Source organism: Pseudoduganella danionis, from assembly GCF_009720775.1.
Taxonomy (GTDB): Bacteria; Pseudomonadota; Gammaproteobacteria; order Burkholderiales; family Burkholderiaceae_D; genus Rugamonas; species Rugamonas danionis.
On the sequence record NZ_WNKW01000001.1, the window covers coordinates 903,998 to 926,124 of the forward strand.

Below are 22,127 nucleotides of genomic sequence, written 5' to 3' on the forward strand. Positions count from 1 at the left end.
GCTGTTATTCTGCTAGCACTGAAAGAGCCGTGACGTATTGTAACGCTGCGGCCGCCAAGTCGTGGAGTTTGTTCCATGACAGCAACAAGATGGAGTGCGCAATGAAAACCGGTGGCATCGACAGTACGCAGATACAGAATATGATCGCGCAATTGAAGGCGCATGCCACGCGGCCGGGACTGACGCCGCCTGTGATCAAGACTGAGCCGGCCGTGGCGCCGGCCGCGCGCGTACAGTTTTCTGATGCGCTCAAGTCGGCGCTGGACGGGGTGAATGCCAGCCAGGTCAAGGCCGAGGACATGAGCCAGAAATTTGCACTGGGCGACGACAGCGTGAGCCTGTCCGATATGATGATTGCGACCCAGAAAGCCAGTATCAACTTCCAGGCCACCATACAGGTGCGCAACAAGCTGGTGTCGGCGTATCACGACATCATGAATATGCAGATCTAAGCGGCCGGCACGGGCACCGGCCCCGGTTGATCTAGCTCAGGCCGGCAATACGCGCATTGCGCTCGCGTTCCAGACGGGTGATGTAGCGCTGGACGGCGGCCAGGTTGCCGCGTGAAATATTGATGAATTCACAGCCCAGACGGCGGTTGGTTTTGTTATTGAGCAGCGTCAGGTCGAGCGAATTGCGCACCTGTAAGTCCGTGCTCACCATGCCGATTTCGGGCAACTCTAGCCGGCAATCGTGGTATTCGCGTCCCACGGCTTCACCCAGCACCATTTTGTTATCGAGGATGGCAATACCGCCACAGCTAATATCGGCCAGCGGGAAGCTGGTCGGCCCGCCCAGGTCATCTGGCAGCCGCAGCAACACCCGCACCGGATTGCTGACGGGCGTTGCGATACGGTAGTACTCGCGCCGCTGTAAGCGGATCAGGCTGGCCGGAATCGCGATGCGATAAGCCGGATGGCCACCGTAAGTGGCAGTACTGACGGCATCGGCCGCAAACAGGATACGTACTTTATCGAGCGAGGTTTCGAACGACAGGCGGCTCGACGACAGGATGCGTTTGTGCTGGCCCGGATCGACCGAGGTATCGAGGATGACGGTGCTGCTGGCTTCGTCGACATCTAAGATGGAAGTGACGCAGACGTCATTTTCACCCTGTATCAGCATGCGGATCAGCTGTTTCTTGGCGCCTATGCCACGCAATAGGGAAACAATTTCCTTGCGCGATTCGACTTCGAAATCGTGCCAGTTTTCTAAAGCCGTATCCTGAAAATGTGGGTACATCAGTTCTAAGTGTCGGTAAGTGGGGCATGCGGAGATGCCTGTAGTGAAGCGAGCGGGTCGGGTGCCAGCGGTAGCGGCAGACCAGACTTTTGCGCTGATTCAATATGATATAGCCACGCTAGTAGTTCCGCAATCGTCCTATAGAGCGTGGGCGGAATCTGTTGGTCCAAGTCAATATCCATGAGCAAAGACACCAGATCGCGCGACTCATGCACAAACACGCCCGCTTCGCGTGCCAGCTCGATAATTTGCTCGGCGATCAGTCCGCGCCCCTTGGCGACGACCTTGGGCGCAGCATCATTGACGCCGTAGGCGAGGGCGACGGCGCGCGGCACAGGGCGCGGGCTGGTTTCATCCGTCATGCTGGTCGCCTTGTTCGATTTGCAATGAGGCCAGATTAATGCCGGCCGCGCTCATGGCCTGTTCCAGCGTGCCGGCCTGGGTGCGCAGCGTGTTCGTGCTGCTGGCCTGGTCAGTCTGCAACTGCAGGTGCACTTGCTGGCCGACCATGGTGATGGCCACCGACAGTTCGCCAAGCGCGGCAAAGCGCAGGCGTAGCTGGCTACGCCAGACGGGCGCCGGCGCAGCATCACTGCCGCCACGGCCGTCGCTGCCGTGTTCGCTATCGCGCTGGATCTGCCAATGCATGGGGGTGCCGGGCCACGCTTCGCCCTGCCATTGCACCCGTCCCTGTTCATGGCTAAGCAGTTGCTGGTTGATCTGCTGGGCGCTGCTGCGATCGGGCTGGCCGGCCGTATCGGGGCGCTGCAGTTGTTGCATTTGCGGTTCGCGCTGCAATTGTTCCAGCGTGCGCTCGCCCCGGCTCCAGGCGGCCAGGTGCGATTCGTAAAACAGGCCGCTGTCTTCTATGCTGTTCTGCAAGGTCTGGGCCAGTTGTGCCGGATGGGCTTCAGTACGGTTGAATAAAGGTGTTTTGCCCTGTAGTGGCTCGGCGCTGGCAGCGGCCGGCTGGTTCAAAAGCTTGCCCAGTATGCGGGCCGCCGGGCTCAGTTCGGGCTGGCTAGTGCCTGCATCGAGTGCGGGTAAGTCCGCCAGCGCCGTCAGTGGCGCTTTGCCCAGCAGGCTGGCCGCGCTGTGCTGGGCCCGGCTCGTCTGGGAACTGGCCTGGCCGCTGCTGATGCTTGCGCCGCCGTGGCTGGACAGCGCCGCAGCGCCATGCTCTTCGTCTGCTGCGCCGACGCTGGCTGCGTGTGCGGTGTCCGTTGCGGCGAGAGGTGTGCGGGTGTTGCGGCTGGGCGCGGCATTCAGCATGGCGCCCGCAGCCAGCAAGGCGCCCGGCACCGACGCAGGCGGCAGGGCAGTGGGCGGCGTCAGGCTGGCACTGCCGCTTGCACGCGGGTCTGGAGCGGCCGTGGCTGCACTGGCGGGCGTGCCGGCAGAGTTGACTGCGGCGGAAGTGCTGGCGTTTGTGGCAGGGCCCGCACCACTGCGGGCCGCGACGGTGGCCGATACCAGCGCCGCCGTATCTGCTGACCAGGCAGTTGCCGGTGCCGCAGCGCCAGGCATACTGCCGGCTGATATGGTGGCCGCCGATGAGGGCGCGCCAGCGCTCGTGGGCGGCAAACTGCCAGCCGTTGGAGCGGACTCTGCCGGCATGGCGGTAGTGCTGCCCTGACCAGGCAGCGCTACGCGGGCCAGTGCGGCGGGGGTGCTGCTGGCCTGCGGGTTAAGGCCAGCGCCGGATGGATGGGGCGGACTGTATAAATCGTCGGTGCCGGCCGGGGCTTCACCATACAGCACCACATTGCTGCTACTGGCCTGGCGCAGTTCGAAGGTGGCGCGCGGTTCGGCGCTGAGCACTGTCAGCGGCAAATGGCTGCCGACGCTGGCGTCGGCCGGCAATTGCATGCGCACGGCATGTTCGGCCACGTTGACCATGAAGCTGCCATCATTGAAACGCGACAGCACCTCGCCCGTGACCGACTGTCCCACCAGACTTTGCAAGGCACGCTGGAACGCTGCCTGACGGCCATCGCCGATGGCCGCGGCCGGACCGGCTGCCGCAACTGCGCCGACCGGCGGGATCGTCAGCGGGGACGGCAGCATGCTGGTCTGCGTGCTTAGACGCTACCGTAAGCGTTGACCACGCGCCGTTCGGCGCCCGTGGCGCTGATCAGCTTCGATAGCTGGGCCATCCACGGCATGGTCAGGTCGCGGATCTGCCGGTCAGCATTCAGCATCTGGCGGATCAGCTCGATTTTGCGCTCGCGTTCGGCGCCGCGCATAGGCGTGCCCGTATCGTGTTCACGCAGCGTTTGCACATGGGCAGCGCAACCCTGTTCCAGCACGATCAACTGGTCCCAGTCGCTGCGCTGGGCAGCTTGTACCATTTGTTCCGTCAGGTCGGCCATGGCGGCATACACCGTCAACACTTGTTGGTGGGTCATCATGTATCAGGCGCTCGCGAGTGAAGGGGTAGGAACAGTCTGGCCGGTGACTGCAGGCGTGTCGCCGATGGCGTTCCATGCATCGCGCAGCTCGGTCAGCAGACGCTGGACTTCTTCCAGTATGCTGGGGTCATTGTTCAGGTTGGCCGTGAGCAGGCGACCGCTCATATATTCGTACAGCGCATCGAGGCCTTCGGCAATTTCGCCGCCGGCCTTCTTGTCGAGTGCCGCGCGCAAGCCACTGTCGATGATCATGATGGCTTTGGAAATCGACTTGCCTTTTTCGCCGATATTGCCATCACGCATACTATTTAGAGCAGTGCCCAAGGCCACTAGCGCACCGTCAAACAGCATAACGATCAGCTTGTGGGGACTGGCGGCTACTACGCCGGTTTCCATACCTACTTTGGCATAGGCATGCACGCCAGTTTGTCGGGATCCGAACATACTCACTCTCCTGTTAAAGCGTTCTTGCCTAAGACTTGCTTAGAGCAGCGAACTGTTGCGTCAGGAATGACGCGGTTTTATTCATACTGGCGATCGACGTATCGAGACCAGTGTATTGCTTACGATAGCGCGCTTCGATGTCGGCCAATCGTGAATTAAAAGCGTCTTTTTGCTTGGTAATATCTTTTACCGAATTGTTCAAACCTGTGGTACGACTCGTGATCGCACCTTTCGCGCCCAGATAAGTGCCTGCCAGTGCATTGAGCTGGTAGGCATAGCCTTGCGAGAAGCCAAACGTGCCACGGTTGCCGATGGCATCGCCCGTCACGGTCAGCTTCAGCCCATCGACAGGCGCACCCGGCGCGCCCGTCAGCGACTGGCCATCACCGGTGGCGGTATAGCCGCCGATAGTGCCGGCCACATCCACGCCATCGACGGAACTGCCGCTGCCGAACACGGCGCTGGTATCCGTGCCGCTGGCCGTGACCAGATGGATATTCGATTTCGAACCGTAGCGCGTGGATTGCAGCTTGAGCTTGCCATCGTCGCCGACGGTCGCCGTGACCGTCGCACCGGCATTGGCAAACGCGCTGACGCCATTGATCGATGATTGCAGCAAGGTGGCTAGCTGGCTCGGGTTGTACGTGCCTGCAGGCAGACTGATCGTTGCAGTGTTGGACAGCGTGGCCGGCGTGGTGTCGTTCAAAGTCACGGTCCAGCTAGTGTCCGCATCGATCGTGGTTTCGGCTGGCAGCGCCAGCGTTCCCTGCAGCGTGCCCTGGGTGGCCAACTGGGTGATATTCAAGGCGTAATCGCCGGCTTTGGTGTTGGTTCCCGAACTGGTGAACTTGACATCGGGATCCGTGCCGCGGCCGACTGCTGCGAACAGGCCGGCAATATCATTGAAATTGCTGTTGATGGCCTTTTGCAGCTTGGCATTATCCAGCGTCAGCGTGCCATCTTTTTGGTAGGAAATGCCGATCTGCGACAGATTGGTCAGGCTGGTGCCGCGCAAGCCCGTGATCGAGCTCGATAACTGACGCCGTATGCCGGCCTGCAGATTACGCAAGGTGGTGTCGCCCAGCAGCGGTCCGCCGGTCTTGGTGTCGGCGTTATAGCCGCCCAGCGAAGTGATCTGCGTATTCAGCTCGTTATAGGCTTTGACGAAGCCATTGACGGACGTGGTCAGCGAGCTGCTGTCCTTGGAAACGGTCAGGCTGGAGCTGCCGACAGCCAGCGCGCTGATGTTGACGCCGGCAATCGCGCCGCTGATGCTGGTGCCGGAACTGGTCACGGCGATGCCGTTGACGGTGGCGCGCGTATCCGCAGCGGCCGCCTTCTGGCTCAGGTTCTGTACACCTGCAGGATCATAGGCCAGCAAGGCTTCCAGTGCCGGGTCGGGCGGATTGCCGCCGGAACCGGCGAGCGTGATCTTCATCGTGGAACTGACGCCGGTCGCTGTGGACGTCAGAATCAAGTGATTCGGGGTGGCGCCGGTGCCGGTAGAACCGTCCGAAACAATGCTGGCCGTCACGCCGAAATTGCCCTTGTTGATGGCTTCGAGTATGCCTTGCAGCGTGTTGTTGGTGCTGTCGATGACGATGTTGCCGCTGGTGCGCGAGGCGTCGGCGGCAAAGCTGGCACCGATGTAGGCGCCGCCCGTGCCGGCGCTAAAGCCGGCGCCGGCCGGATTGGTGCCGCCCACGGTAATCGGGCTGCCATCGGCCGAAACCAGCGAAATACTGCCGACGGCCGTGGTACTGGAGCCCACATTGGCCGTGCCGCTATTGCCCAGGCCGCCCGTGACGGTACCGCTGACCACTTCCGTGATCGCGATATTGCTGCCATCGGCATTGCTGAATTGCAGCGTGCCATCTGCGGCCGTGCCGGTAAAACTGATGTTGGCGTCGGCTAGCGCACGGCTGACGGCGCTACCCGCGAGCGCGCTGTCGAGCGCGGCAGCGGTCAGACCGCTACCGGCGGCGACGCCGCTGGCCTGGGCCGCGATTTCTACGCCGCCCACCGTGATGGCATAAGTGCCGCCGCCGCTGGTATCGACATTGCCATAGTTGGCGGCGCCACTGCCGCCGAACAGGGTGGCGCTGGTGACGGTGGTACTGGGTTTGGCGGATACGCCAGTGGTGGTGCTCTTGGCGTTGATGGCATCGGCCAGCAGACGGGCGCTGCGGGTGCTGCCGTCCGTGGCGATCACGGTATTGTTGAGTGTCAGCGAGCCCGGCGTCAGGCCGCCGCTGCTCAGACTGGCGCCGAGCGCGCTGCCGCTCAGGCCGAAGCTGCCGCCGCTGACGGTGCCCATGGCAAAGTTAATCGTGGTCTTGTTGCCGACGCCGATGGCGGCCGTGGTGCTCTTGTAGCCACCCGAACCCAAAGTTTGCGACTGAGCAATCTGATTGATGTTGATCCGGTAAGTCCCCGTTTGCGCGGTACTCGAGGCGGACGCACTAATCACGGTGGAATCGCTGGGGGTGCTGACCAGTGCCTGGAAGCTGGAGACCGAGGTCAGGCCGGACAGTGCACCCTGGAACGTGCCGAGCGCACCGGACAGGTTGCCGAAAGCCGACACCTGGGCCAGATAACTGGCCGACTTCTTGTCGAAATCCGCCAGCGGGGCAGACTCCACCGCCATCAGCTTACTGACGATGGTGTTGACGTCGATGCCTGAGCCGATGCCGGGTGATGAGATGCCCACGTTGCGCTCCTAAGTAAAGCAATAATATAAGACAATATCGGTCGAATCAAACCCGACTTGAGAGGGGGGAATACCTGTCAGTTCGTCAAAAGCTAAAAAAACAGGCAGTTTGGATATGACAAAGCGACGGCCAGGCGTCAAGGAGACGCCGCCGTGAGGGGCGGGAGAACCAGCACGCAAACGGTGGCGTGACGGGTAAAGCGGCTGCGCTGGGCGCGCAGTCGCCTCAGGCGGTTTGCTGGATCAGCAGACCGGTGCTGGCTTTCGAATCCAGCGATTTGGCAATTTCCAGTGCTTCAGGCGAAGGAATCTGGCGCAGCACTTCACCGGTGCCGGAATCGACCACTTTCACCACCGTGCGCTTGGTGTCATTGTCGACAGAAAATTCCAGCCCTTGTGATTTGGCTTGCGACGATTTATTCAACTGCGACACGGCATTTTTTACCTGATCCAGCGTCGGCACGTTGGCTGAAGCCGTCACCGCGGCGGCCGTTTCCACGGCGGTCGCAGGTGCCCTTGCGGCCCCGGTAGCGGCGCTGGCATCGCTGGCGGCAGGACGGTCGACCGTGCGGGCCGTCGTGCTGTTGCCAATAGTATCGATAGTCATGATGCTTCCTTTGTGAAAAATCCCCGACTGATGACATCAGCCGGGGAACCTAGTCAGAGCGACGGTGTTAAGTCAACTCATCCCCGGATTTTAGCCACGCAGCAGCGACAGCACACCGTTAGGCAGCGAGTTCGCTTGGGCCAGGATCGCCGTACCAGCTTGTTGCAGGATCTGACCGCGGGTGAGGCTGGCAGTTTCTGCAGCGAAGTCGGTATCTTGAATCCGGCTACGCGATGCCGACAGATTCTCGGTCGCGATGTTCAGGTTCGAGATGGTCGAAGCAAAGCGGTTCTGGATCGCACCCAGAGCAGCGCGGTTCGAGTTGATCTGGTTCAGTGCAGCGTCCAGCGTTTTCAGGGCTTTGTTCGAGCCGTCCACGGTGCTGACGTCGATTTTGGCAACCGATTGCAGATCCGAACCAGTCGAGCCATTGACGATGTCGGTGGTGGTCGAGCTGATGGTGAAGCCGCTTTCCGACGAGAAGTCGAGGTGGCCGCCTACCGTGGCCGACGTAGTGCCGATCAACTGTTGGGTACCTTCGATTGCAGCAACCGAGCCATTGGCTGGCTGATCAGGGCCACGCAGCGAAGCGGCGGCCAGCGAGTCATCCGAAGCGCCGTTGGTGTTGGTGATCTGGATGTCAGCGCCCGAGGCGTTGGTCAGCTTGATCTCTTTGTTGTGGGTGGTGCCGTTGGTCTGGATGGTGGCGCTGATACCGGTGGTACCCACTTGTGCATTGATGGCCTGAGCTACTGCCGACAGGTCGCCGCCTTTGATTTTGGCGGAGATGGTGACAGCGGTCGAGTTGGCATCTGCTTCGATCGAGTTATCGCCACGCAGAGTGAACTGCAGCGAGCCATCGACGAAACCGGTAGCGGTTGGGCCCGACAGGGTAGCCGTGGTGCTAGCGGTGGCGGTCACACCCGAAGTAGCGCTCAGCGCATTGACGGAAGCGGCGATTTTTTTAGCGCTGTCAGCCAGTTTGACGTCCACGCTGGTGCTTACGCCGCTGCCCGAAGTGACGGTCAGGGTTTGGGCCAGTACGCCGTTGCTGGCGGTACCGGTGGCGGCATTGGCGCTGCCGGTGGCGTTGCCGTACACACCAGCCAGAGTGTTATTGCCGATGTCGGTAGCTTTGGCCGACTGTACGCCGACGTTAATGGTTTGGTTGGCGTTAGCACCGACCTGGAACTGCGAGGTGGTCAGCGAGCCGTCCAGTACGTTTTGACCGTTGAACTGGGTGGTGTTGGCCACGCGGTTCAGTTCTTGCGACAGAGCGGAAACCTCGCCCTGGATCGATTTACGGTCGGAATCGGAGTTGGTGCCGTTGGCCGATTGAACAGCCAGTTCGCGAATACGTTGCAGCAGATCGCCGGCGGTGCTCAAGCCACCCTCGGCCGTTTGCGCCAGCGAGATACCGTCGTTGGCGTTGCGAGCAGCCGTCGTATTACCGCGAATTTGCGAAGTGAAACGCTCCGAAATAGCCAGACCTGCAGCGTCGTCTTTAGCGCTGTTAATACGCAGACCCGAGGACAGGCGTTGCAGCGAGGTCGACAGGGATGCTTGCGAGGTGGTCAGGTTACGTTGCGAATTCAGCGATGCAAGGTTGGTATTGATGACTTGTGCCATGATGTTTCTCCAGACTTAATACTTCGATTGGGCTATTTGCTCATTCCCATTGGTCTGCCTCGTTATTCTGAGACAATCAAACCGCTGTTGTGATGACTAACGGTTGCCGTGCGGGAAAAATTTAGGGTGAAAAAGCCGCAAAATTTTGTCGGAATCGCCTCAAGTTCCGGGCTACTGGGCGTCTAAACGACCGCAAAAAGTGAATCTTTAGGGTGAAAAAATTTATTTTTTTCGCTATGTTTTTCGCTCGGATATGCAGGTTTGACTCTCAAGCGGTGGCTAAATTTGCATAAAAAGCAAATTCCTAGTTTGAACTGGCAAGGTTTCTGTGATTGTTATGGCAATAATTCGATGCGTCCGAGGCCGGGCGGAACCGGCATCGCTCAAGTCGTGGCGAAAAAAAAGCCCGGCCTAGGCCGGGCTGTGTCTGGACGGTCGGGCTAGTCAGCCACCACCACGCGGTTTTTGCCAGTTTGCTTGGCCGTGTACATGGCTTTGTCGGCGCGCTTGACCAGTTCCGTCTGGTCTTCATTCGGGCGGCGCAGGGCCACGCCAGCCGAGAAGGTGATCAGCACTTTCTCGTTATCGTGCAGGAAGAAGTGCTTGGTCAGCTCGCGCTGCAGCCGGGTCATGGTGCTGGTGGCCGCTTCCACCGTGGTTTCCGGCATCAGGATGAGGAATTCCTCGCCGCCGAAGCGGGCGATCACATCCATCGAGCGCAGCGTATCCTTGACGATCTTCACCAGATGCTTGAGCGCGCCATCGCCGGCGATGTGGCCGTAGGTGTCGTTGAGCTTCTTGAAATCGTCCAGGTCGAGGATGGCGATGCACAGCGGCGTGCCGCGGCGGTCCGAGCGCGCCGTTTCCCGTTCGAATACATCGTCGAGACCACGGCGGTTCAGGCTGCCCGTGAGCTGGTCTTCGCGCACGAGTTCACTTAAGTGCTGCAACTTGGCTTCGAGTTGATGGATGCGCTGTTCCGCATCCTGCACTTCCTGCCGTGCCAGCACCATCTTGTCGCGTGCTTTCAGGGCTTCGCTCTGCACCAGCCGGGTTTCGCGCAGCACTTCGTCGAGGATGGTATTGAGTTCGGCGATATTGTCGGCCTTGCTGATCTTTTCCGAATAGCCGCCGATTTTTTCGTGGAAGTCGCCCGTCGAGGCCGCCACCTGGCCGAGCCGGTCGATAAAGGTCATCATCATATTCTTGACGGTGAGCTTGACGTCCGACAGGCTGTGCTTGAGCTGGCCCTGTTTATAGATGACTTCTTTCAGGCTGCGCGTGGCTTCTTCGAGCGCGCGTACATCAAGCGGGCCGGCGATCAGATTCTGCACGGCTTCGATCTGGCCGCGCAGCCAGCTATCGTCGTCGAGCAGCTCGCCGACGTTTTCCAGCAGCAGGCGGAACAGGCGCAGCAACAGCTCCTGCTGTTCGGCGCTATCGCCGCCACGCAGTTCAATCTGGTAGCACAACTGTTTCAGCCGCACGGCGATATCGGCCAGCGCTTCTTCGCTGTGCGCGAGCTTGGTGGCAGCGCCCAGCGATTCCGCTTCCGCCACCAGCACGGGCGCACCGCTGAGTAGCGAGGCCACAGCATAAGTCAGCGTGCGGCTGAGCAGATCGCGCAGCGTACGGCTCTGGTCGTCGTCGGGCCCCAGACCGGCCACTTCGATGCCGCCCCGTTTGGGCTGCAGATGTTTTTCTGCCAGTTGGCTCAGGGCGCGGCCATAACCATCCCAGTCGCGTGATTTGAGCGCGCGCTGGCAGCGCCGGCCAAAATCGGCCAGCTCGCCGTGGCTCTGTTCGCCGAGGCGATTGGCAAACTGGCTCAGTACGGATTCCGGCCCAGGGTCCACTGCGCCCAGCGGGCTGGCAGCGGCAACGGCCTGGGTGCCGGCAATTTCATGGTAGATGTCGCGGTAGGCTTCCGGCGTGGGCGCTACGCGCCGCAGGGCCAGTCGGCGGAAAGCTTCGCGCGCGATCTCGGCCGGATTCTGCTCGGGAGTGTTCGGTTTGCTGGACATGTGAAGCGCGACCTCTTGAAGATAGACTCGTTCTTAACATCTTAAGTGCGCGCTGAGCTCGCCATTCCCCCGAGTAGAGGGCAGAAAACCTGTTTCATTTTGGCATTAATAAACGGCAAGTCATCCGCGCACTGGCCTGCCGCTCCATGGTCTTATTCTACCAAGTGGTTGCGGATCGCGTAGTGCGTGAGTTCCGCGCTGTTTTTGAGCTGCATTTTAACCAGCAGGCGGGCGCGGTATTCGCTCACCGTTTTGACCGAGAGCGACAGCTCGCGCGCGATATTGCTCACGGTTTTGCCGGAAGCTATCATGGTCAGGGTCTGATATTCGCGGTCGGACAGGCTTTCATGCGGTGGCGCCAAGTGGTCTTCGCCTACATGGTTGGCCAGTTGCTGGGTCAGCGTGGCGCTGACATATTTGAGCCCGCCCGCGACCTGACGGATCGCGTCGAGCAGCTCGGCCGGCGCGCACTGCTTGCTCAGATAGCCGGCCGCTCCGGCTTTGAGCGCACGCAGCGCATACTGTTCTTCGCGCTGCTGGGAGAAGATCAGCACGGCCAGTTCGGGATGGTCTTTGCGTATCTGTTTGAGTACGTCGATGCCGCTACGGTCGGGCAGCGCAATTTCCAGCAGCAGTACCTGGCAGCGCGCCTTGCGCAGCAGGCGGATGGCATCGAGGCCGTTGTCGGCTTCGCCGCCGAATTGCAGGTCTAAGGTGCCGGCCAGCACATGTTTCACACCTTCGCGCACGATGGCGTGTTCGTCGGCGATAAAGATTTTGATGCGGTTCTTTTCAGACATGAGGCGAGGTCTTCCTGAGTTGCTACGCCAGCGTTACGGCGGCTGTCGCCTGCATAATACGTGAAACCATGTTCACTGCGGGGAAAATCGGGCGGCACTGTCACTCTGCGCACACTGCACGGAGCGCGTGTATTGGCTACAATAAGCTTATGAATAAAGCCTTTGTGAAAGAATCCGATGGCGATGACGATGACGAAGCCGCCGCGCTGGCGCTGGCCATCCCGCCCGGTTCGAAAAACTATATAACGCCTGCGGGCTATCAGCGCATCAAGGACGAGCTGCTGCAACTGATCGATGTGGAGCGGCCGGAAGTGGTGCGCATCGTCCACTGGGCCGCCTCGAATGGCGACCGCTCGGAAAACGGCGACTATATCTACGGCAAGCGGCGTCTGCGCGAGATTGACCGGCGCATCCGCTTCTTGACCAAGCGCATGGATCTGGCGGCCGTGGTCGACCCCAGCGTGCACCATGGTTCCGATCAGATCTACTTCGGCGCGACCGTCACCTATTGCGACCAGCATGGGCAGGAGCGCACGATTACCATCGTCGGCATCGATGAACTTGATCCGCTCAATGGCAAGATTAGCTGGGTAGCGCCGGTCGCGCGCGCACTGACCAAGGCGAGGGTAGGCGATGTAATCACCTTCCAGGCGCCGCATGGGGTGGACGAGCTGGAAGTGCTGGAAGTCAGTTATCCGGCGCCGGCCGCCGATTAGCGCAGCGGATTAGCGCAGCCAAGGCGCGCTGGCTGCGCGAGCTGCCTTAGCTGGCCTTAGCTGGTCCTAGCTGCGTTCGCGCAGCACGCGGTTGACGCCGGCCACGCGGCGCACATTGCGCAGCAGGGCGGCCAGATGCACGCGGTCCTTCACCTGGATGGTGAAGCGCAGCTGGTGCAGCACGTGTTCTTTGTCCTCGTCCATGCCGACATAGGTGATGTTGGCGTCGGACTCGCCGATCTCGGCCGCCACGCGGGCCAGGATGCCCTTCTCGTTATTGATCAGCAGCTTGATGCGGCTGTCGAAGCGGCGGTTCAGTTCCGTGCCCCACTTGACGGCGATCCAGCGTTCCGGCTCCTTGGCCTTCTGGCGCTTGGCCAGCACGCAATCGAAGGTGTGTACCAGCAGGCCCTGATCACGGCGCAGTTGACCGATGATGGAGTCGCCCGGTATCGGCATGCAGCACTGCGCCAGTTGGACCGATACGCCTTCGCTGCCGCAGATGGTGACAGGATCGAGTTCGGCCGCGTTGTTATGGTCGACCGGGCCGCTGGCCGATTCGCCGCCGCGCAGGCCGAGGATGTGGCGCGCTACCAGCGCTGCCATGCGTTTGCCGATGCCGATATCGGCATACAACTGGTCCAGCGATTTGGCGCTCGATTCGTTGAGCAGGCGTTCTACCAGCCCGTCTTCGAGTTCCTGGTTCAGGCCCAGCGAGGACAGTGCATGCTCGAGCAACTGGCGCCCCAGCGTGATCGATTCCGGCAGATTGATGGTGCGCAGATGGTGGCGGATGGCCGAACGGGCTTTACCCGTGCGCACGAACGACAGCCAGCTAGGGCTAGGGCGCGAATTCGGATCGGTGACGATTTCCACGATGTCGCCGTTGCGCAGTTCGGTGCGCAGCGAAGCGGCTTCGTTGTTGATCGTGACGGACACCGTATGGTCGCCGATGCCGGTGTGGATGGAGTAGGCGAAGTCGATGGCGGTAGCGCCGCGCGGCAGCGCAATGATTTTCGACTTGGGCGTAAACACATACACGGAATCGGGGAACAGGTCGACCTTGACGTGTTCGAGGAACTCGGCCGAATCGCCGGTCTGCTGCTGGATGTCGAGCAGCGATTGCAGCCAGGCGTGGGTACGCTGCTGCAGGTCGGACAGATTGGCATCGCCGTTCTTGTACAGCCAGTGCGCCGCCACGCCCGATTCGGCCGTGCGGTGCATTTCCTGGGTGCGGATCTGGAACTCCACGGGCGTGCCGTAGGGGCCGATCAGCGTGGTATGCAGCGACTGGTAGCCATTGAGCTTGCGGATCGCGATGTAGTCCTTGAACTTGCCCGGCATGGGCTTGTACAGCGAATGCAGCGTACCGAGTGCCACATAGCAGTTGGGGAAGCTGTCGACCACCACGCGGAAGCCGTACACGTCGAGCACCTGCGAGAACGACAGGTGCTTGCTGCGCATCTTCTTGTAGATGCCGTACAGGGTCTTTTCGCGGCCGTACACTTCGGCCGGAATATTCGCCAGCGCCAGCGTGTTGGTGACGGAGTCGAGAATTTTCTTGACCACCTCGCGGCGGTTGCCGCGCGCTGCCTTGACGGCTTTCGCCAGCGTGCGGTAGCGCATCGGGTGCAGGTGCGAGAACGACAGATCCTGCAGCTCGCGGTAGATATTGTTCAGGCCAAGGCGGTGCGCAATCGGCACATACACGTCCATGGTTTCGGACGAGATGCGCGCCTTCTTGGCCGGCGCCATCACTTCCATGGTGCGCATATTGTGCAGCCGGTCGGCCAGCTTGATCAGAATGACGCGCACATCCGAGGCCATGGCCAGCAGCATCTTGCGGAAGTTCTCCGCCTGCGCTTCGATCTGGCTCTGGAATTCGATCTTCTCCAGCTTGGACAGGCCATCCACCAGATTCGCCACCGGTGCGCCGAAGCGTTCGATCAGCTCTTCCTTCTTGACGTCCTGATCTTCCATCACATCATGCAGCAGGGCCGCCATGATGGCCTGCGCATCGAGCTTCCAGTCAGCGCAGATTTCTGCCACCGCGATCGGGTGGGAGATATACGGCTCGCCCGATTTGCGCAATTGGCCCAGATGCATTTCGTCCGAGAAGCGGTAGGCTTCCTTGACCTTTTTCAGGTCGGCTGGCGACATGTATTCGGCCAGACGTTCAGTCAGATGGGAAATCGACGCGACGCCCGCAGTCACGGTGGGCGCAGCCAGAGGCGACGTAGCAATCACAGGGGCAGCAGCAGAGGTAGAGGGGGTAGCGGAGGAAGTACTGGATGCAGCCGATGCTGCAGGAGCGGGAGTGTCACTGCCGTTGCCATTGTTCGGGCTAGCCGTTGCCGCGACCGGCGCGCTGGCCGGTTCGGCGGGTGGCGTGCTCTGGCCATGGCTGGCCAGAGACTGCGCGGCAGTGAGCTGATTCATACAGAAACCAGCTTGATTACATTGGTACCTTTTTCAGCATTTCCAGACCGACTTTGCCGGCAGCGATTTCGCGCAGGGCGACCACGGTAGGCTTGTCCTTGGCTTCTACTTTAGGCGTATGGCCTTGCAGCAGTTGGCGTGCGCGGTAGGTTGCGGCCAGGGTCAACTGGAAGCGGTTAGGTACGTTTTTGAGACAATCTTCAATAGTAATACGGGCCATCATAACTCCTAAAATCTTGTGTATTTATTCAGCGTGGATACCCAGTTGGGCAAACAGCGAGGCGTTGCGTGCCGCTTGTTGCGCAAACCGGCAACGGGCCGCTCTGACTATCGCCGTCAATTCACTGAGTGCGACGGCAAATTCTTCGTTGATAATAGCATACTCGAACTCGGGAGCGTGGGCGATTTCGCCGCCCGCTGCCAGCAGCCGGCGCGTGATCACGTGCGGTGCATCGGTTGCGCGTTTTTTCAGGCGTTCTTCCAGCGCATCGATCGATGGCGGCAGGATGAAAATACCAGCCGCCTGCGGGAACTGCTTCTTCACCTGACGCGCGCCTTGCCAGTCGATTTCGAGCAGAATATCGGTGCCGGTTTTCATCTGCTGTTCGATCATGATGCGCGACGTGCCGTAGTAATTGCCGTGCACTTCGGCCCATTCCAGAAACTCGCCCGCTTCGGCGCGCTGCTCGAAATCTTGCGCCGTCGTGAAATAGTATTCCTTGCCATGGGTCTCGCCCGGACGCGGCGGCCGCGTGGTCGTCGAGATCGACAGTTTGATGCTGGGCTCCTGCGCCAGCAGTGCATTGACCAGCGTGGACTTGCCGGCGCCCGAAGGGGCGACGACCATGAACAGGCTGCCTGCAAATGCGTTGGTTAAGCTCATCGTGATCTTTCCTGAGGTGGGCAGTGAGCGCCCAAAGAAGTATTTTACCAAGAGCCCGGAAGGCGGACCAGATTCCGTCATCCGCCGGATGCGCGGGCGCGGTTTTTTTTTTGCTTGCAGCGGCTGATTTTGCGTGCTAAAGTTATCGTCATAATGATTATCGCAATAAGTAAATTTCATAACCAAGCGCAGGAGTTGTTCATGAACTTATTCAAACTACCCTTGGCCGCGCTACTGGCAGCGTTGCTGGCAGCGCCCTTGATGGCCGGCGCAGCCCAGTCCTCGTGCGCCGATCCTTTTGCCTGCATCCGCCAGATCGATGCCGGCGAGCTCAATGTGGGCTATGTCGATGCCGGCCCGGCCGATGGCAAGGTGGTGATACTGCTGCATGGCTGGCCGTATGACATCCACAGCTACACGGACGTCGTGCCTATGCTGACCGGTGCCGGCTACCGCGTGCTGGTGCCTTATCTGCGTGGCTTTGGCACGACCCGTTTGCGCGCTGCCGACGGCGTGGCGGATGGCGAACCGGCCGCCGGCGGGGCCGACGTGATCGCCTTCATGGATGCGCTGAAAATCGACCGCGCCATATTGGCCGGTTTTGACTGGGGCGCGCGCAATGCTGCCATCGCTGCGGCGCTGTGGCCGGAGCGGGTGCAGGGACTGGTGGCCGTCAGTGGCTATCTGATCAGCAGCCAGCAGCAGGCCAGCCAGCCGCTGGCGCCCGAGGCGGAACTGCAGTGGTGGTATCAGTTCTACTTTGCTACCGAACGGGGGCGGGCCGGCTATGCGGCCAACCGCCATGCCTTCGCCCGTCTGATCTGGCAGCAGGCCTCGCCGCGCTGGCAGTTCGATAACGCGACGTTCGAGCGCAGCGCGGCAGCGCTGGATAACCCCGACCATGTCGCCATCACCATTTCCAATTACCGCTGGCGGCTGGGGCTGGAAACCGGCCAGGCCCGCTATCAGGCACTGGCAGCCCGGCTGGCCAGCCTGCCGCCTATCAGCGTGCCCGCCATCACGCTCGAGAGCGATGCCAATGGCGCGCCGCACGCCGCGCCGCAAGCTTATGCGCAGCGCTTTACCGGCCCTTACCGCCACCAGCAGGTCAGCGGTGGCATCGGGCATAACCTGCCGCAGGAAGCGCCGCGTGCGTTTGCCGATGCGGTGATCGCCGTGACCCAATTTTGACGTGTGTTGTTCTCTTGAACTGGAAAGGAAATCTGATGCAAACGCTGGAAAAAATTCTGTACACGGGACGTACCCGTACCACTGGCGGCCGTAACGGCCATGCCCGCAGCGACGATGGCCGGCTCGATATTCAGCTCGCGCCGCCCGGCAGCGCTGCCGCCGGCAGCAATCCCGAGCAGCTCTTCGCTGCCGGCTGGTCGGCCTGTTTCATCGGTGCGCTGGGCCGGGCGGCACAGGCGCAGCACTTGGTGCTACCGGCAGACACCGTGGTCGATGCCGAAGTCGATCTGGGTACTGGTGCGGATGGCTTTGCGCTGCAGGCGCGCCTGCGGGTCAGCCTGCCCGGGCTGGAGGCGGAACAGGCGCAGGCCTTGCTGGCGGCCGCACACCAGATCTGCCCGTATTCGAAAATGAGCCGCAACAACATCCACGTCGAACTGTCGCTGGCCTGAGCTGCTGGCCAGAGTCTTTAAACCCGGGAAGGAAGTGTCATGCAACCTCGTTCATACATACTGGCGATGCTGCTGGGCTGGGCCAGTTTCAGTGCTGCCCTGCCAGTGCAGGCGGCCAGTCCCATCGCGGTGGCCGGCAGCAGTGCCGCGCGTCCCACCATCGTGCTGGTCCACGGCGCCTTTGCCGATAGTTCCAGCTGGACCGCTGTGGCGCAGCGGCTGTCTGCGCACGGCTATCCGGTAGTCAGTGTGGCCAATCCGCTGCGCGGCGTGCAGGCCGATGCAGCCTATACGGCCAGTCTGGTCCGGTCGATTGCGGGGCCAGTGGTGCTGGTCGGTCATTCCTACGGCGGCATGGTGATTGCCCGTGCGGCACAGGACGAGGCGCAGGTCAGGGCGCTGGTGTTTGTCGCGGCACTGGCGCCCGAAGCTGGCGAAACGGTGGCCGGACTGGCGGGGAAATTCCCCGGCAGTACACTGGGCACTGCACTGGCCGATCCGGTCACGCTACCCGATGGTGCGCAGGAGCTCTACATACGACAGGATAAATACTGGCAGCAGTTTGCTGCCGATGTGGCCGAGCCGCAGGCTGCCGCCATGGCTGTGGCCCAGCGACCGGTGGCGCTGGCAGCGCTGAACGAACCGGCCGGCGCAGCTGCGTGGCAGCGCTTGCCATCGTTTTTTGTGTATGGCACGGCTGACCGCAACCTGCCGCCGGCAGTGCTGCGCTACATGGCCGAACGTGCCCATGGCCGCGAGATCCGCGAAATCCCCGGTGCTTCGCATGCGCTGATGGCGAGCCATGCGCAGCAGGTGGCCGAACTGATAGAGGTGGCCGCCCGCGCGGGCGCGCCAGCACAGCCATGAGGCCGGCAGCGGGCGGTATGCGACGCTGGATGCTGACTCTGGCCGGAGCGGGCGTACTGGCGGGCGCAGTGCTGGTGGCGCGCGGTCAGGGCAGTTTGCCGGTGGAGGGAACGGGCGCCGGCTTCGAAGGCGCCAGCGGCTGGCTGAACTCGGCCCCGCTCACGGCCGCCGATTTAAAAGGCAAAGTAGTGCTGGTGGATTTCTGGACGTATTCCTGCATAAACTGCCTGCGCACCATGCCGTATATCCGCGCCTGGGCCGAAAAATACCGTGCGCAAGGGCTGGTCGTGGTGGGCGTGCACAGCCCGGAATTCCGCTTCGAACAGTCGCTGGCCAATGTGCAGACGGCCGTGCAGCGCTTGCGCATCGACTTTCCGGTGGCGCTGGATAGCAGCCAGGCGATCTGGCAGGCATGGGGGAATCGCTTCTGGCCCGCCTATTATCTGCTCGACGGGAACGGCAAGATACGCTACCACCAGTACGGCGAGGGCGATTACGGCCGCACCGAGGCTGCCATCCAGCGTCTGCTGGCGGAAGCGCATGGCACGGCGCCGACCGATCATAGTCTGGTGCGCCCCGAGGCGAAGGCCGAGCAGTCGGCGCCCGATCTGGCCCGGCTGGGATCGGACGAAACCTATCTGGGCTATGGCAAGGCAGAGCGCTTCCATTCGCCCCAGCCGCTGCGGCCCGATCAGCCACAGCGCTACAGCGTGAGCACCTTGCGCCTGAATCAGTGGGGGCTGGCCGGCAACTGGCTGGCCGGCGAGGAGAAAATCGTTGCGCAGGAGGCCGGCGCCAGCATTGCCTACCAGTTCAGCGCGCGTGACCTGCATCTGGTGCTGGGCCCCGGTGCGGCAGGGCGGCCGCTACGCATACAGCTGACGCTGGACGGCGAGCCGCCGGGCGCCGATCATGGCAGCGATATCGATGCCGCCGGCATGGGGCTGGTCGATGCTACCCGCCTGTATCAGCTGGTCAGGCAGGGCACCAGAGTGGGCCCGCGGCGCTGCGTCATCCGCTTCCTCGACGCGGGCGCCGAGGCCTATGCCTTCACTTTCGGCTGAGGGAGCGCTTGATGCCGGGCTTGCGCAACGGGAGCGCAGCGACGACAATTCCCAGCTTGATAACCAACCATGGGCGCAATTATGGGTGCCAGTGAAAATCGCAACAGGCAGGCGGCCAGGCTGGGCGACTTTATGTGCTTTGCCATCTATTCCACCAATCTGGCCTATTCGCGGGTGTATAAGCCGGTGCTCGAAGCGCTGGGCCTGACCTATCCCCAGTATGTGACCATCATCTGCCTGTGGGAGCAGGACCATCAGACCGTCAAGGGCCTGAGTGAGCAGCTGTTTCTCGAACCCAGCACCATGACGCCTATGCTGAAACGGCTGGAAGCCATGGGCTATGTATCGCGTGAACGGGACAAGGACGATGAGCGCAGCGTCCGGATTTCGCTTACCGAGGCGGGGCGCCAGCTGCGCGAACAGGCGTTCGACTACCGCGACATCACGGCCAGAGCGGCAGGGCTGAATGCCGATGAGTTCAAGGTGCTGCAGAAGGCCATCGTCAAGCTCAGGTCCAATCTGATGAATGCGGCCAGCGCCAGCGACGCCGAATAAGCGCCTCGGTACGCCCGCCTAGCGGCTGCGCGCAAAAAAAAACGCAGGCGCGCGGCCTGCGTTGTGTGGGCCGGACAGGGCCGGGCCTTATTCGAGGTTCTGTACCTGTTCGCGCATCTGCTCGATCAGCAGCTTGAGTTCCATCGAGGCGTCGGCCAGCTCCTTGACGGAGGCTTTGGCGCCCAGCGTGTTGGCTTCGCGGTTGAGTTCCTGCATCATGAAGTCCAGCCGCTTGCCCACCTGACCGCCTTTTTTCAGGATGTGACGGGTTTCGTTCAGGTGCGCCGACAGGCGGCCCAGTTCTTCGGCCACGTCGATGCGGATGCCGTACAGGATCACTTCCTGACGGATGCGTTCCAGCGCATCCTGACGCGACAGCGCCGAGTTGGAACCCTGGCAGGCCAGCCCCAGTGCATCCTGCATGCGCTCCACGGCTTTCTGCTGGAAGGCTGCCACCACTTGCGGGATCAGCGGGGTAATGCGCTTGACGATGGCTTCCATCGCATCGATGCGGGCCGTCAGCATGGCTTCCAGCGCCGCGCCTTCGCGCTGGCGGCTGGTAACGAAGGCGCTCAGGGTGCGCGTCATCAGGGCGGCCACATCGGCCTGCAGCGATTCCTGGCCGATTTCCGCTTCTTCGATCACGCCGGGCCAGCGCAGCAGCTCAGCCACCGACATGGTGTGGGCGGCAGGGAAGTGGCTGCTGACTTCATTCTGCAGGCGTTGCAATTCCGTCAAGAGGGGCAGATTCAGTGCCTGGGTGCCGGCACTGGCTGCCTTGCGCCCGAAACTCAGGCGCAATTCCACCTTGCCGCGCGTGATCGCGCCCATGATGGCAGTGCGCAAATCCGGTTCCAGCGCGCGCAAATCGTCGTTTATTCGAAACTGTAGATCGAGAAAGCGCGAGTTGACGCTCTTGATTTCGATGGTCAGTGTACCCGCAGCACTTTCGCTGGTGGCGACCGCGTAGCCCGTCATACTGGAAATGCTCAAAGGATGTCCCCGGTTAAATCTTTACAAAACAGTGATTTATCCACACAATCGGCGGGTTCAGGCGAGGAGTCCTATGGCAGCACAAAACAACGCCCCCCTACCAGATGGTCTGGAAATTGCTGGATATCGCATTGTAAAGAAAATTGCGTCGGGTGGGTTCAGTATTGTTTACCTTGCATACGATAGCGAGGGCGCGGCCGTGGCCATCAAGGAGTATTTGCCGGCCGCGCTGGTCCAGCGCCTGCCCGGCGAACTGGTGCCGACGGTGGCGCCGGCCCACCTGCCGGCCTTCCGTATCGGCCTCAAATGCTTCTTCGAAGAGGGACGGGCACTGGCCCGTATCGCTCACCCCAACGTGGTCAGCGTGCGCAATTTCTTCCGCGCCCATGAAACGGTTTATATGGTTATGGCTTATGAATCGGGCAATACGCTGCAGGACTACATCGCCCGCCAGCGCAACCGCAACAGCAAAGTGGGCGAAGCCTTTATCCGCACTATTTTTTTACAAGTGATCAAAGGCCTGCGTGAAGTACACGCCAACAAGCTGCTGCATCTTGATCTGAAGCCGGCCAATATCTATCTGCGCACGGATGGCTCACCCATGCTGCTCGATTTTGGTGCGGCGCGCCAGACGCTGAATCAGGATATGCCTACGCTGACGCCCATGTACACGCCCGGCTATGCGGCGCCTGAGCTGTACGACAAGGGCGGCGGACTGGGGCCGTGGTCGGATATCTACAGTCTGGGCGCAGCCATGTTCGCCTGCATGGTGGGTGCGCCGCCCCAGCCGGCCGACCAGCGCCGCAGCGAAGACAAGATGGCGGCCCATTTCGTACAGCTGCAGGGCCAGTATTCGGACGAATTGCTGAAACTGCTTGAATGGTGTCTGGCGCTGGAGCCGCTGGACCGGCCGCAAAGTCTGTTCGCCCTGCAGAAGGTGCTGCTGGCTACAGCACCGGCGCCCGTGGTCACAGACGCTGCGGCGCCGCCTGCCAGCGGTTTCATGGCGCGGCTGGGGCGCGGCTTGCGGCGCTGGCTGGGCGGTGCGGACAGTGGTAGCACGCCGTCGGCCGGTCCGGCCACACGCCAGTAGCAGGAGG

General features: G+C 61.5%; 22 protein-coding genes. 8 read left to right on the forward strand and 14 right to left on the reverse strand.

From position 1 onward, the window contains the following. Nucleotides 1-101 precede the first annotated feature (101 nt). Nucleotides 102-452 (forward strand): flagellar hook-basal body complex protein FliE, encoded by a 351-nt coding sequence (gene fliE, locus GM655_RS03850; protein WP_155433276.1) that lies wholly within the window; start codon nucleotides 102-104, stop codon nucleotides 450-452. Nucleotides 453-483: 31 nt separating this feature from the next. Here the strand turns inward: fliE and GM655_RS03855 are convergent, their stop codons facing one another. The 10 genes from GM655_RS03855 to GM655_RS03900 form a co-directional block, all read right to left on the reverse strand. Continuing rightward, on the reverse strand, nucleotides 484-1,242 hold the full coding sequence (locus tag GM655_RS03855) for a flagellar brake protein (RefSeq protein ID WP_155433277.1): 759 nt from the start codon (nucleotides 1,240-1,242) through the stop codon (nucleotides 484-486). A gap of 5 nt (nucleotides 1,243-1,247) precedes the next feature. Continuing rightward, complete coding sequence (locus GM655_RS03860) at nucleotides 1,248-1,604, reverse strand: EscU/YscU/HrcU family type III secretion system export apparatus switch protein (protein ID WP_155433278.1); 357 nt, start codon at nucleotides 1,602-1,604, stop codon at nucleotides 1,248-1,250. After that, nucleotides 1,594-3,309, reverse strand: coding sequence for a flagellar hook-length control protein FliK (gene fliK, locus GM655_RS03865; protein ID WP_155433279.1), 1,716 nt, complete (start codon nucleotides 3,307-3,309; stop codon nucleotides 1,594-1,596). Before fliK ends, GM655_RS03860 begins: the two co-directional genes overlap by 11 nt. Before the next feature lie 14 nt (nucleotides 3,310-3,323). Beyond that, on the reverse strand, nucleotides 3,324-3,653 hold the full coding sequence (locus tag GM655_RS03870; RefSeq protein ID WP_155433280.1) for a flagellar protein FliT: 330 nt from the start codon (nucleotides 3,651-3,653) through the stop codon (nucleotides 3,324-3,326). A gap of 3 nt (nucleotides 3,654-3,656) precedes the next feature. After that, on the reverse strand, nucleotides 3,657-4,097 hold the full coding sequence (gene fliS, locus GM655_RS03875; protein WP_155433281.1) for a flagellar export chaperone FliS: 441 nt from the start codon (nucleotides 4,095-4,097) through the stop codon (nucleotides 3,657-3,659). A 28-nt stretch (nucleotides 4,098-4,125) separates the two neighbouring features. Next, nucleotides 4,126-6,807, reverse strand: a complete 2,682-nt coding sequence (fliD, locus tag GM655_RS03880; protein WP_371866699.1) for a flagellar filament capping protein FliD — start codon at nucleotides 6,805-6,807, stop codon at nucleotides 4,126-4,128. A gap of 226 nt (nucleotides 6,808-7,033) precedes the next feature. Further along, the gene (locus GM655_RS03885; RefSeq protein ID WP_155433282.1) at nucleotides 7,034-7,414 is read right to left on the reverse strand and encodes a flagellar protein FlaG; all 381 of its coding nucleotides are present in this window, start codon (nucleotides 7,412-7,414) and stop codon (nucleotides 7,034-7,036) included. Between the two features lie 90 nt (nucleotides 7,415-7,504). After that, nucleotides 7,505-9,043 carry a flagellin N-terminal helical domain-containing protein gene (locus tag GM655_RS23230; RefSeq protein WP_155433283.1) on the reverse strand — a complete coding sequence of 513 codons (1,539 nt, stop codon included), beginning with the start codon at nucleotides 9,041-9,043 and terminating at the stop codon, nucleotides 7,505-7,507. Between the two features lie 440 nt (nucleotides 9,044-9,483). Next, complete coding sequence (locus GM655_RS03895; protein WP_155433284.1) at nucleotides 9,484-11,067, reverse strand: GGDEF domain-containing protein; 1,584 nt, start codon at nucleotides 11,065-11,067, stop codon at nucleotides 9,484-9,486. 152 nt (nucleotides 11,068-11,219) lie between these two features. Beyond that, nucleotides 11,220-11,867: a response regulator gene (locus GM655_RS03900; RefSeq protein ID WP_155433285.1), complete on the reverse strand. Its 648-nt coding sequence runs from the start codon at nucleotides 11,865-11,867 to the stop codon at nucleotides 11,220-11,222. A gap of 149 nt (nucleotides 11,868-12,016) precedes the next feature. Here GM655_RS03900 and greB point away from each other — a divergent pair, with 149 nt between their 5' ends. Continuing rightward, nucleotides 12,017-12,583 carry a transcription elongation factor GreB gene (gene greB / locus GM655_RS03905; protein WP_155433286.1) on the forward strand — a complete coding sequence of 189 codons (567 nt, stop codon included), beginning with the start codon at nucleotides 12,017-12,019 and terminating at the stop codon, nucleotides 12,581-12,583. A 66-nt stretch (nucleotides 12,584-12,649) separates the two neighbouring features. On the opposite strand, the gene GM655_RS03910 is transcribed toward greB, so the two are convergent. From GM655_RS03910 to gmk, 3 genes are read right to left on the reverse strand one after another with little or no spacing between them, the layout of a single operon-like run. Next, nucleotides 12,650-15,022, reverse strand: coding sequence for a RelA/SpoT family protein (locus tag GM655_RS03910; protein ID WP_155433287.1), 2,373 nt, complete (start codon nucleotides 15,020-15,022; stop codon nucleotides 12,650-12,652). A gap of 16 nt (nucleotides 15,023-15,038) precedes the next feature. After that, entirely contained in the window at nucleotides 15,039-15,242 is a 204-nt protein-coding gene (gene rpoZ / locus GM655_RS03915; protein WP_005665923.1) for a DNA-directed RNA polymerase subunit omega, read from the reverse strand. A gap of 24 nt (nucleotides 15,243-15,266) precedes the next feature. Continuing rightward, entirely contained in the window at nucleotides 15,267-15,905 is a 639-nt protein-coding gene (gene gmk, locus GM655_RS03920; RefSeq protein ID WP_155433288.1) for a guanylate kinase, read from the reverse strand. 201 nt (nucleotides 15,906-16,106) lie between these two features. Between gmk and GM655_RS03925 the strand changes: the two genes are divergently transcribed. The 5 genes from GM655_RS03925 (at nucleotide 16,107) to GM655_RS03945 (ending at nucleotide 20,034) form a co-directional block, all read left to right on the forward strand. Beyond that, entirely contained in the window at nucleotides 16,107-17,096 is a 990-nt protein-coding gene (locus GM655_RS03925; RefSeq protein ID WP_371866700.1) for an alpha/beta fold hydrolase, read from the forward strand. A 35-nt stretch (nucleotides 17,097-17,131) separates the two neighbouring features. Continuing rightward, nucleotides 17,132-17,548 (forward strand): Ohr family peroxiredoxin, encoded by a 417-nt coding sequence (locus tag GM655_RS03930; RefSeq protein WP_155433290.1) that lies wholly within the window; start codon nucleotides 17,132-17,134, stop codon nucleotides 17,546-17,548. Between the two features lie 39 nt (nucleotides 17,549-17,587). Further along, a complete protein-coding gene (locus GM655_RS03935; RefSeq protein WP_229632355.1) occupies nucleotides 17,588-18,415 on the forward strand; it encodes an alpha/beta fold hydrolase in 828 nt (275 codons plus the stop codon). 17 nt (nucleotides 18,416-18,432) lie between these two features. Beyond that, nucleotides 18,433-19,479 (forward strand): thioredoxin family protein, encoded by a 1,047-nt coding sequence (locus tag GM655_RS03940; RefSeq protein ID WP_229632356.1) that lies wholly within the window; start codon nucleotides 18,433-18,435, stop codon nucleotides 19,477-19,479. Between the two features lie 81 nt (nucleotides 19,480-19,560). Then, nucleotides 19,561-20,034 carry a MarR family winged helix-turn-helix transcriptional regulator gene (locus GM655_RS03945; protein ID WP_155434116.1) on the forward strand — a complete coding sequence of 158 codons (474 nt, stop codon included), beginning with the start codon at nucleotides 19,561-19,563 and terminating at the stop codon, nucleotides 20,032-20,034. An 87-nt stretch (nucleotides 20,035-20,121) separates the two neighbouring features. Here the strand turns inward: GM655_RS03945 and GM655_RS03950 are convergent, their stop codons facing one another. Continuing rightward, a complete protein-coding gene (locus GM655_RS03950) occupies nucleotides 20,122-21,012 on the reverse strand; it encodes a YicC/YloC family endoribonuclease (protein WP_155434117.1) in 891 nt (296 codons plus the stop codon). An 88-nt stretch (nucleotides 21,013-21,100) separates the two neighbouring features. Here GM655_RS03950 and GM655_RS03955 point away from each other — a divergent pair, with 88 nt between their 5' ends. Continuing rightward, entirely contained in the window at nucleotides 21,101-22,120 is a 1,020-nt protein-coding gene (locus GM655_RS03955) for a serine/threonine protein kinase (RefSeq protein ID WP_155433292.1), read from the forward strand. The last annotated feature ends 7 nt before the right edge of the window (nucleotides 22,121-22,127 follow it).

Bases quoted from the DNA above. Each gene is read 5' to 3' on its own strand.
- GM655_RS03870 (WP_155433280.1), bottom strand. From the start codon at position 3,653: ATGATGACCCACCAACAAGTGTTGACGGTGTATGCCGCCATGGCCGAC.
- rpoZ (WP_005665923.1), bottom strand. From the start codon at position 15,242: ATGGCCCGTATTACTATTGAAGATTGTCTCAAAAACGTACCTAACCGC.
- fliS (WP_155433281.1), bottom strand. From the start codon at position 4,097: ATGTTCGGATCCCGACAAACTGGCGTGCATGCCTATGCCAAAGTAGGT.
- GM655_RS03935 (WP_229632355.1), top strand. From the start codon at position 17,588: ATGCAACCTCGTTCATACATACTGGCGATGCTGCTGGGCTGGGCCAGT.
- fliE (WP_155433276.1), top strand. From the start codon at position 102: ATGAAAACCGGTGGCATCGACAGTACGCAGATACAGAATATGATCGCG.
- GM655_RS03940 (WP_229632356.1), top strand. From the start codon at position 18,433: ATGCGACGCTGGATGCTGACTCTGGCCGGAGCGGGCGTACTGGCGGGC.
- GM655_RS03900 (WP_155433285.1), bottom strand. From the start codon at position 11,867: ATGTCTGAAAAGAACCGCATCAAAATCTTTATCGCCGACGAACACGCC.
- fliK (WP_155433279.1), bottom strand. From the start codon at position 3,309: ATGCTGCCGTCCCCGCTGACGATCCCGCCGGTCGGCGCAGTTGCGGCA.
- GM655_RS03885 (WP_155433282.1), bottom strand. From the start codon at position 7,414: ATGACTATCGATACTATTGGCAACAGCACGACGGCCCGCACGGTCGAC.
- GM655_RS03910 (WP_155433287.1), bottom strand. From the start codon at position 15,022: ATGAATCAGCTCACTGCCGCGCAGTCTCTGGCCAGCCATGGCCAGAGC.
- gmk (WP_155433288.1), bottom strand. From the start codon at position 15,905: ATGAGCTTAACCAACGCATTTGCAGGCAGCCTGTTCATGGTCGTCGCC.
- GM655_RS03895 (WP_155433284.1), bottom strand. From the start codon at position 11,067: ATGTCCAGCAAACCGAACACTCCCGAGCAGAATCCGGCCGAGATCGCG.
- GM655_RS03925 (WP_371866700.1), top strand. From the start codon at position 16,107: ATGAACTTATTCAAACTACCCTTGGCCGCGCTACTGGCAGCGTTGCTG.
- GM655_RS03860 (WP_155433278.1), bottom strand. From the start codon at position 1,604: ATGACGGATGAAACCAGCCCGCGCCCTGTGCCGCGCGCCGTCGCCCTC.
- GM655_RS03955 (WP_155433292.1), top strand. From the start codon at position 21,101: ATGGCAGCACAAAACAACGCCCCCCTACCAGATGGTCTGGAAATTGCT.
- GM655_RS03945 (WP_155434116.1), top strand. From the start codon at position 19,561: ATGGGTGCCAGTGAAAATCGCAACAGGCAGGCGGCCAGGCTGGGCGAC.
- GM655_RS03930 (WP_155433290.1), top strand. From the start codon at position 17,132: ATGCAAACGCTGGAAAAAATTCTGTACACGGGACGTACCCGTACCACT.
- GM655_RS23230 (WP_155433283.1), bottom strand. From the start codon at position 9,043: ATGGCACAAGTCATCAATACCAACCTTGCATCGCTGAATTCGCAACGT.
- greB (WP_155433286.1), top strand. From the start codon at position 12,017: ATGAATAAAGCCTTTGTGAAAGAATCCGATGGCGATGACGATGACGAA.
- GM655_RS03855 (WP_155433277.1), bottom strand. From the start codon at position 1,242: ATGTACCCACATTTTCAGGATACGGCTTTAGAAAACTGGCACGATTTC.
- GM655_RS03950 (WP_155434117.1), bottom strand. From the start codon at position 21,012: ATGACGGGCTACGCGGTCGCCACCAGCGAAAGTGCTGCGGGTACACTG.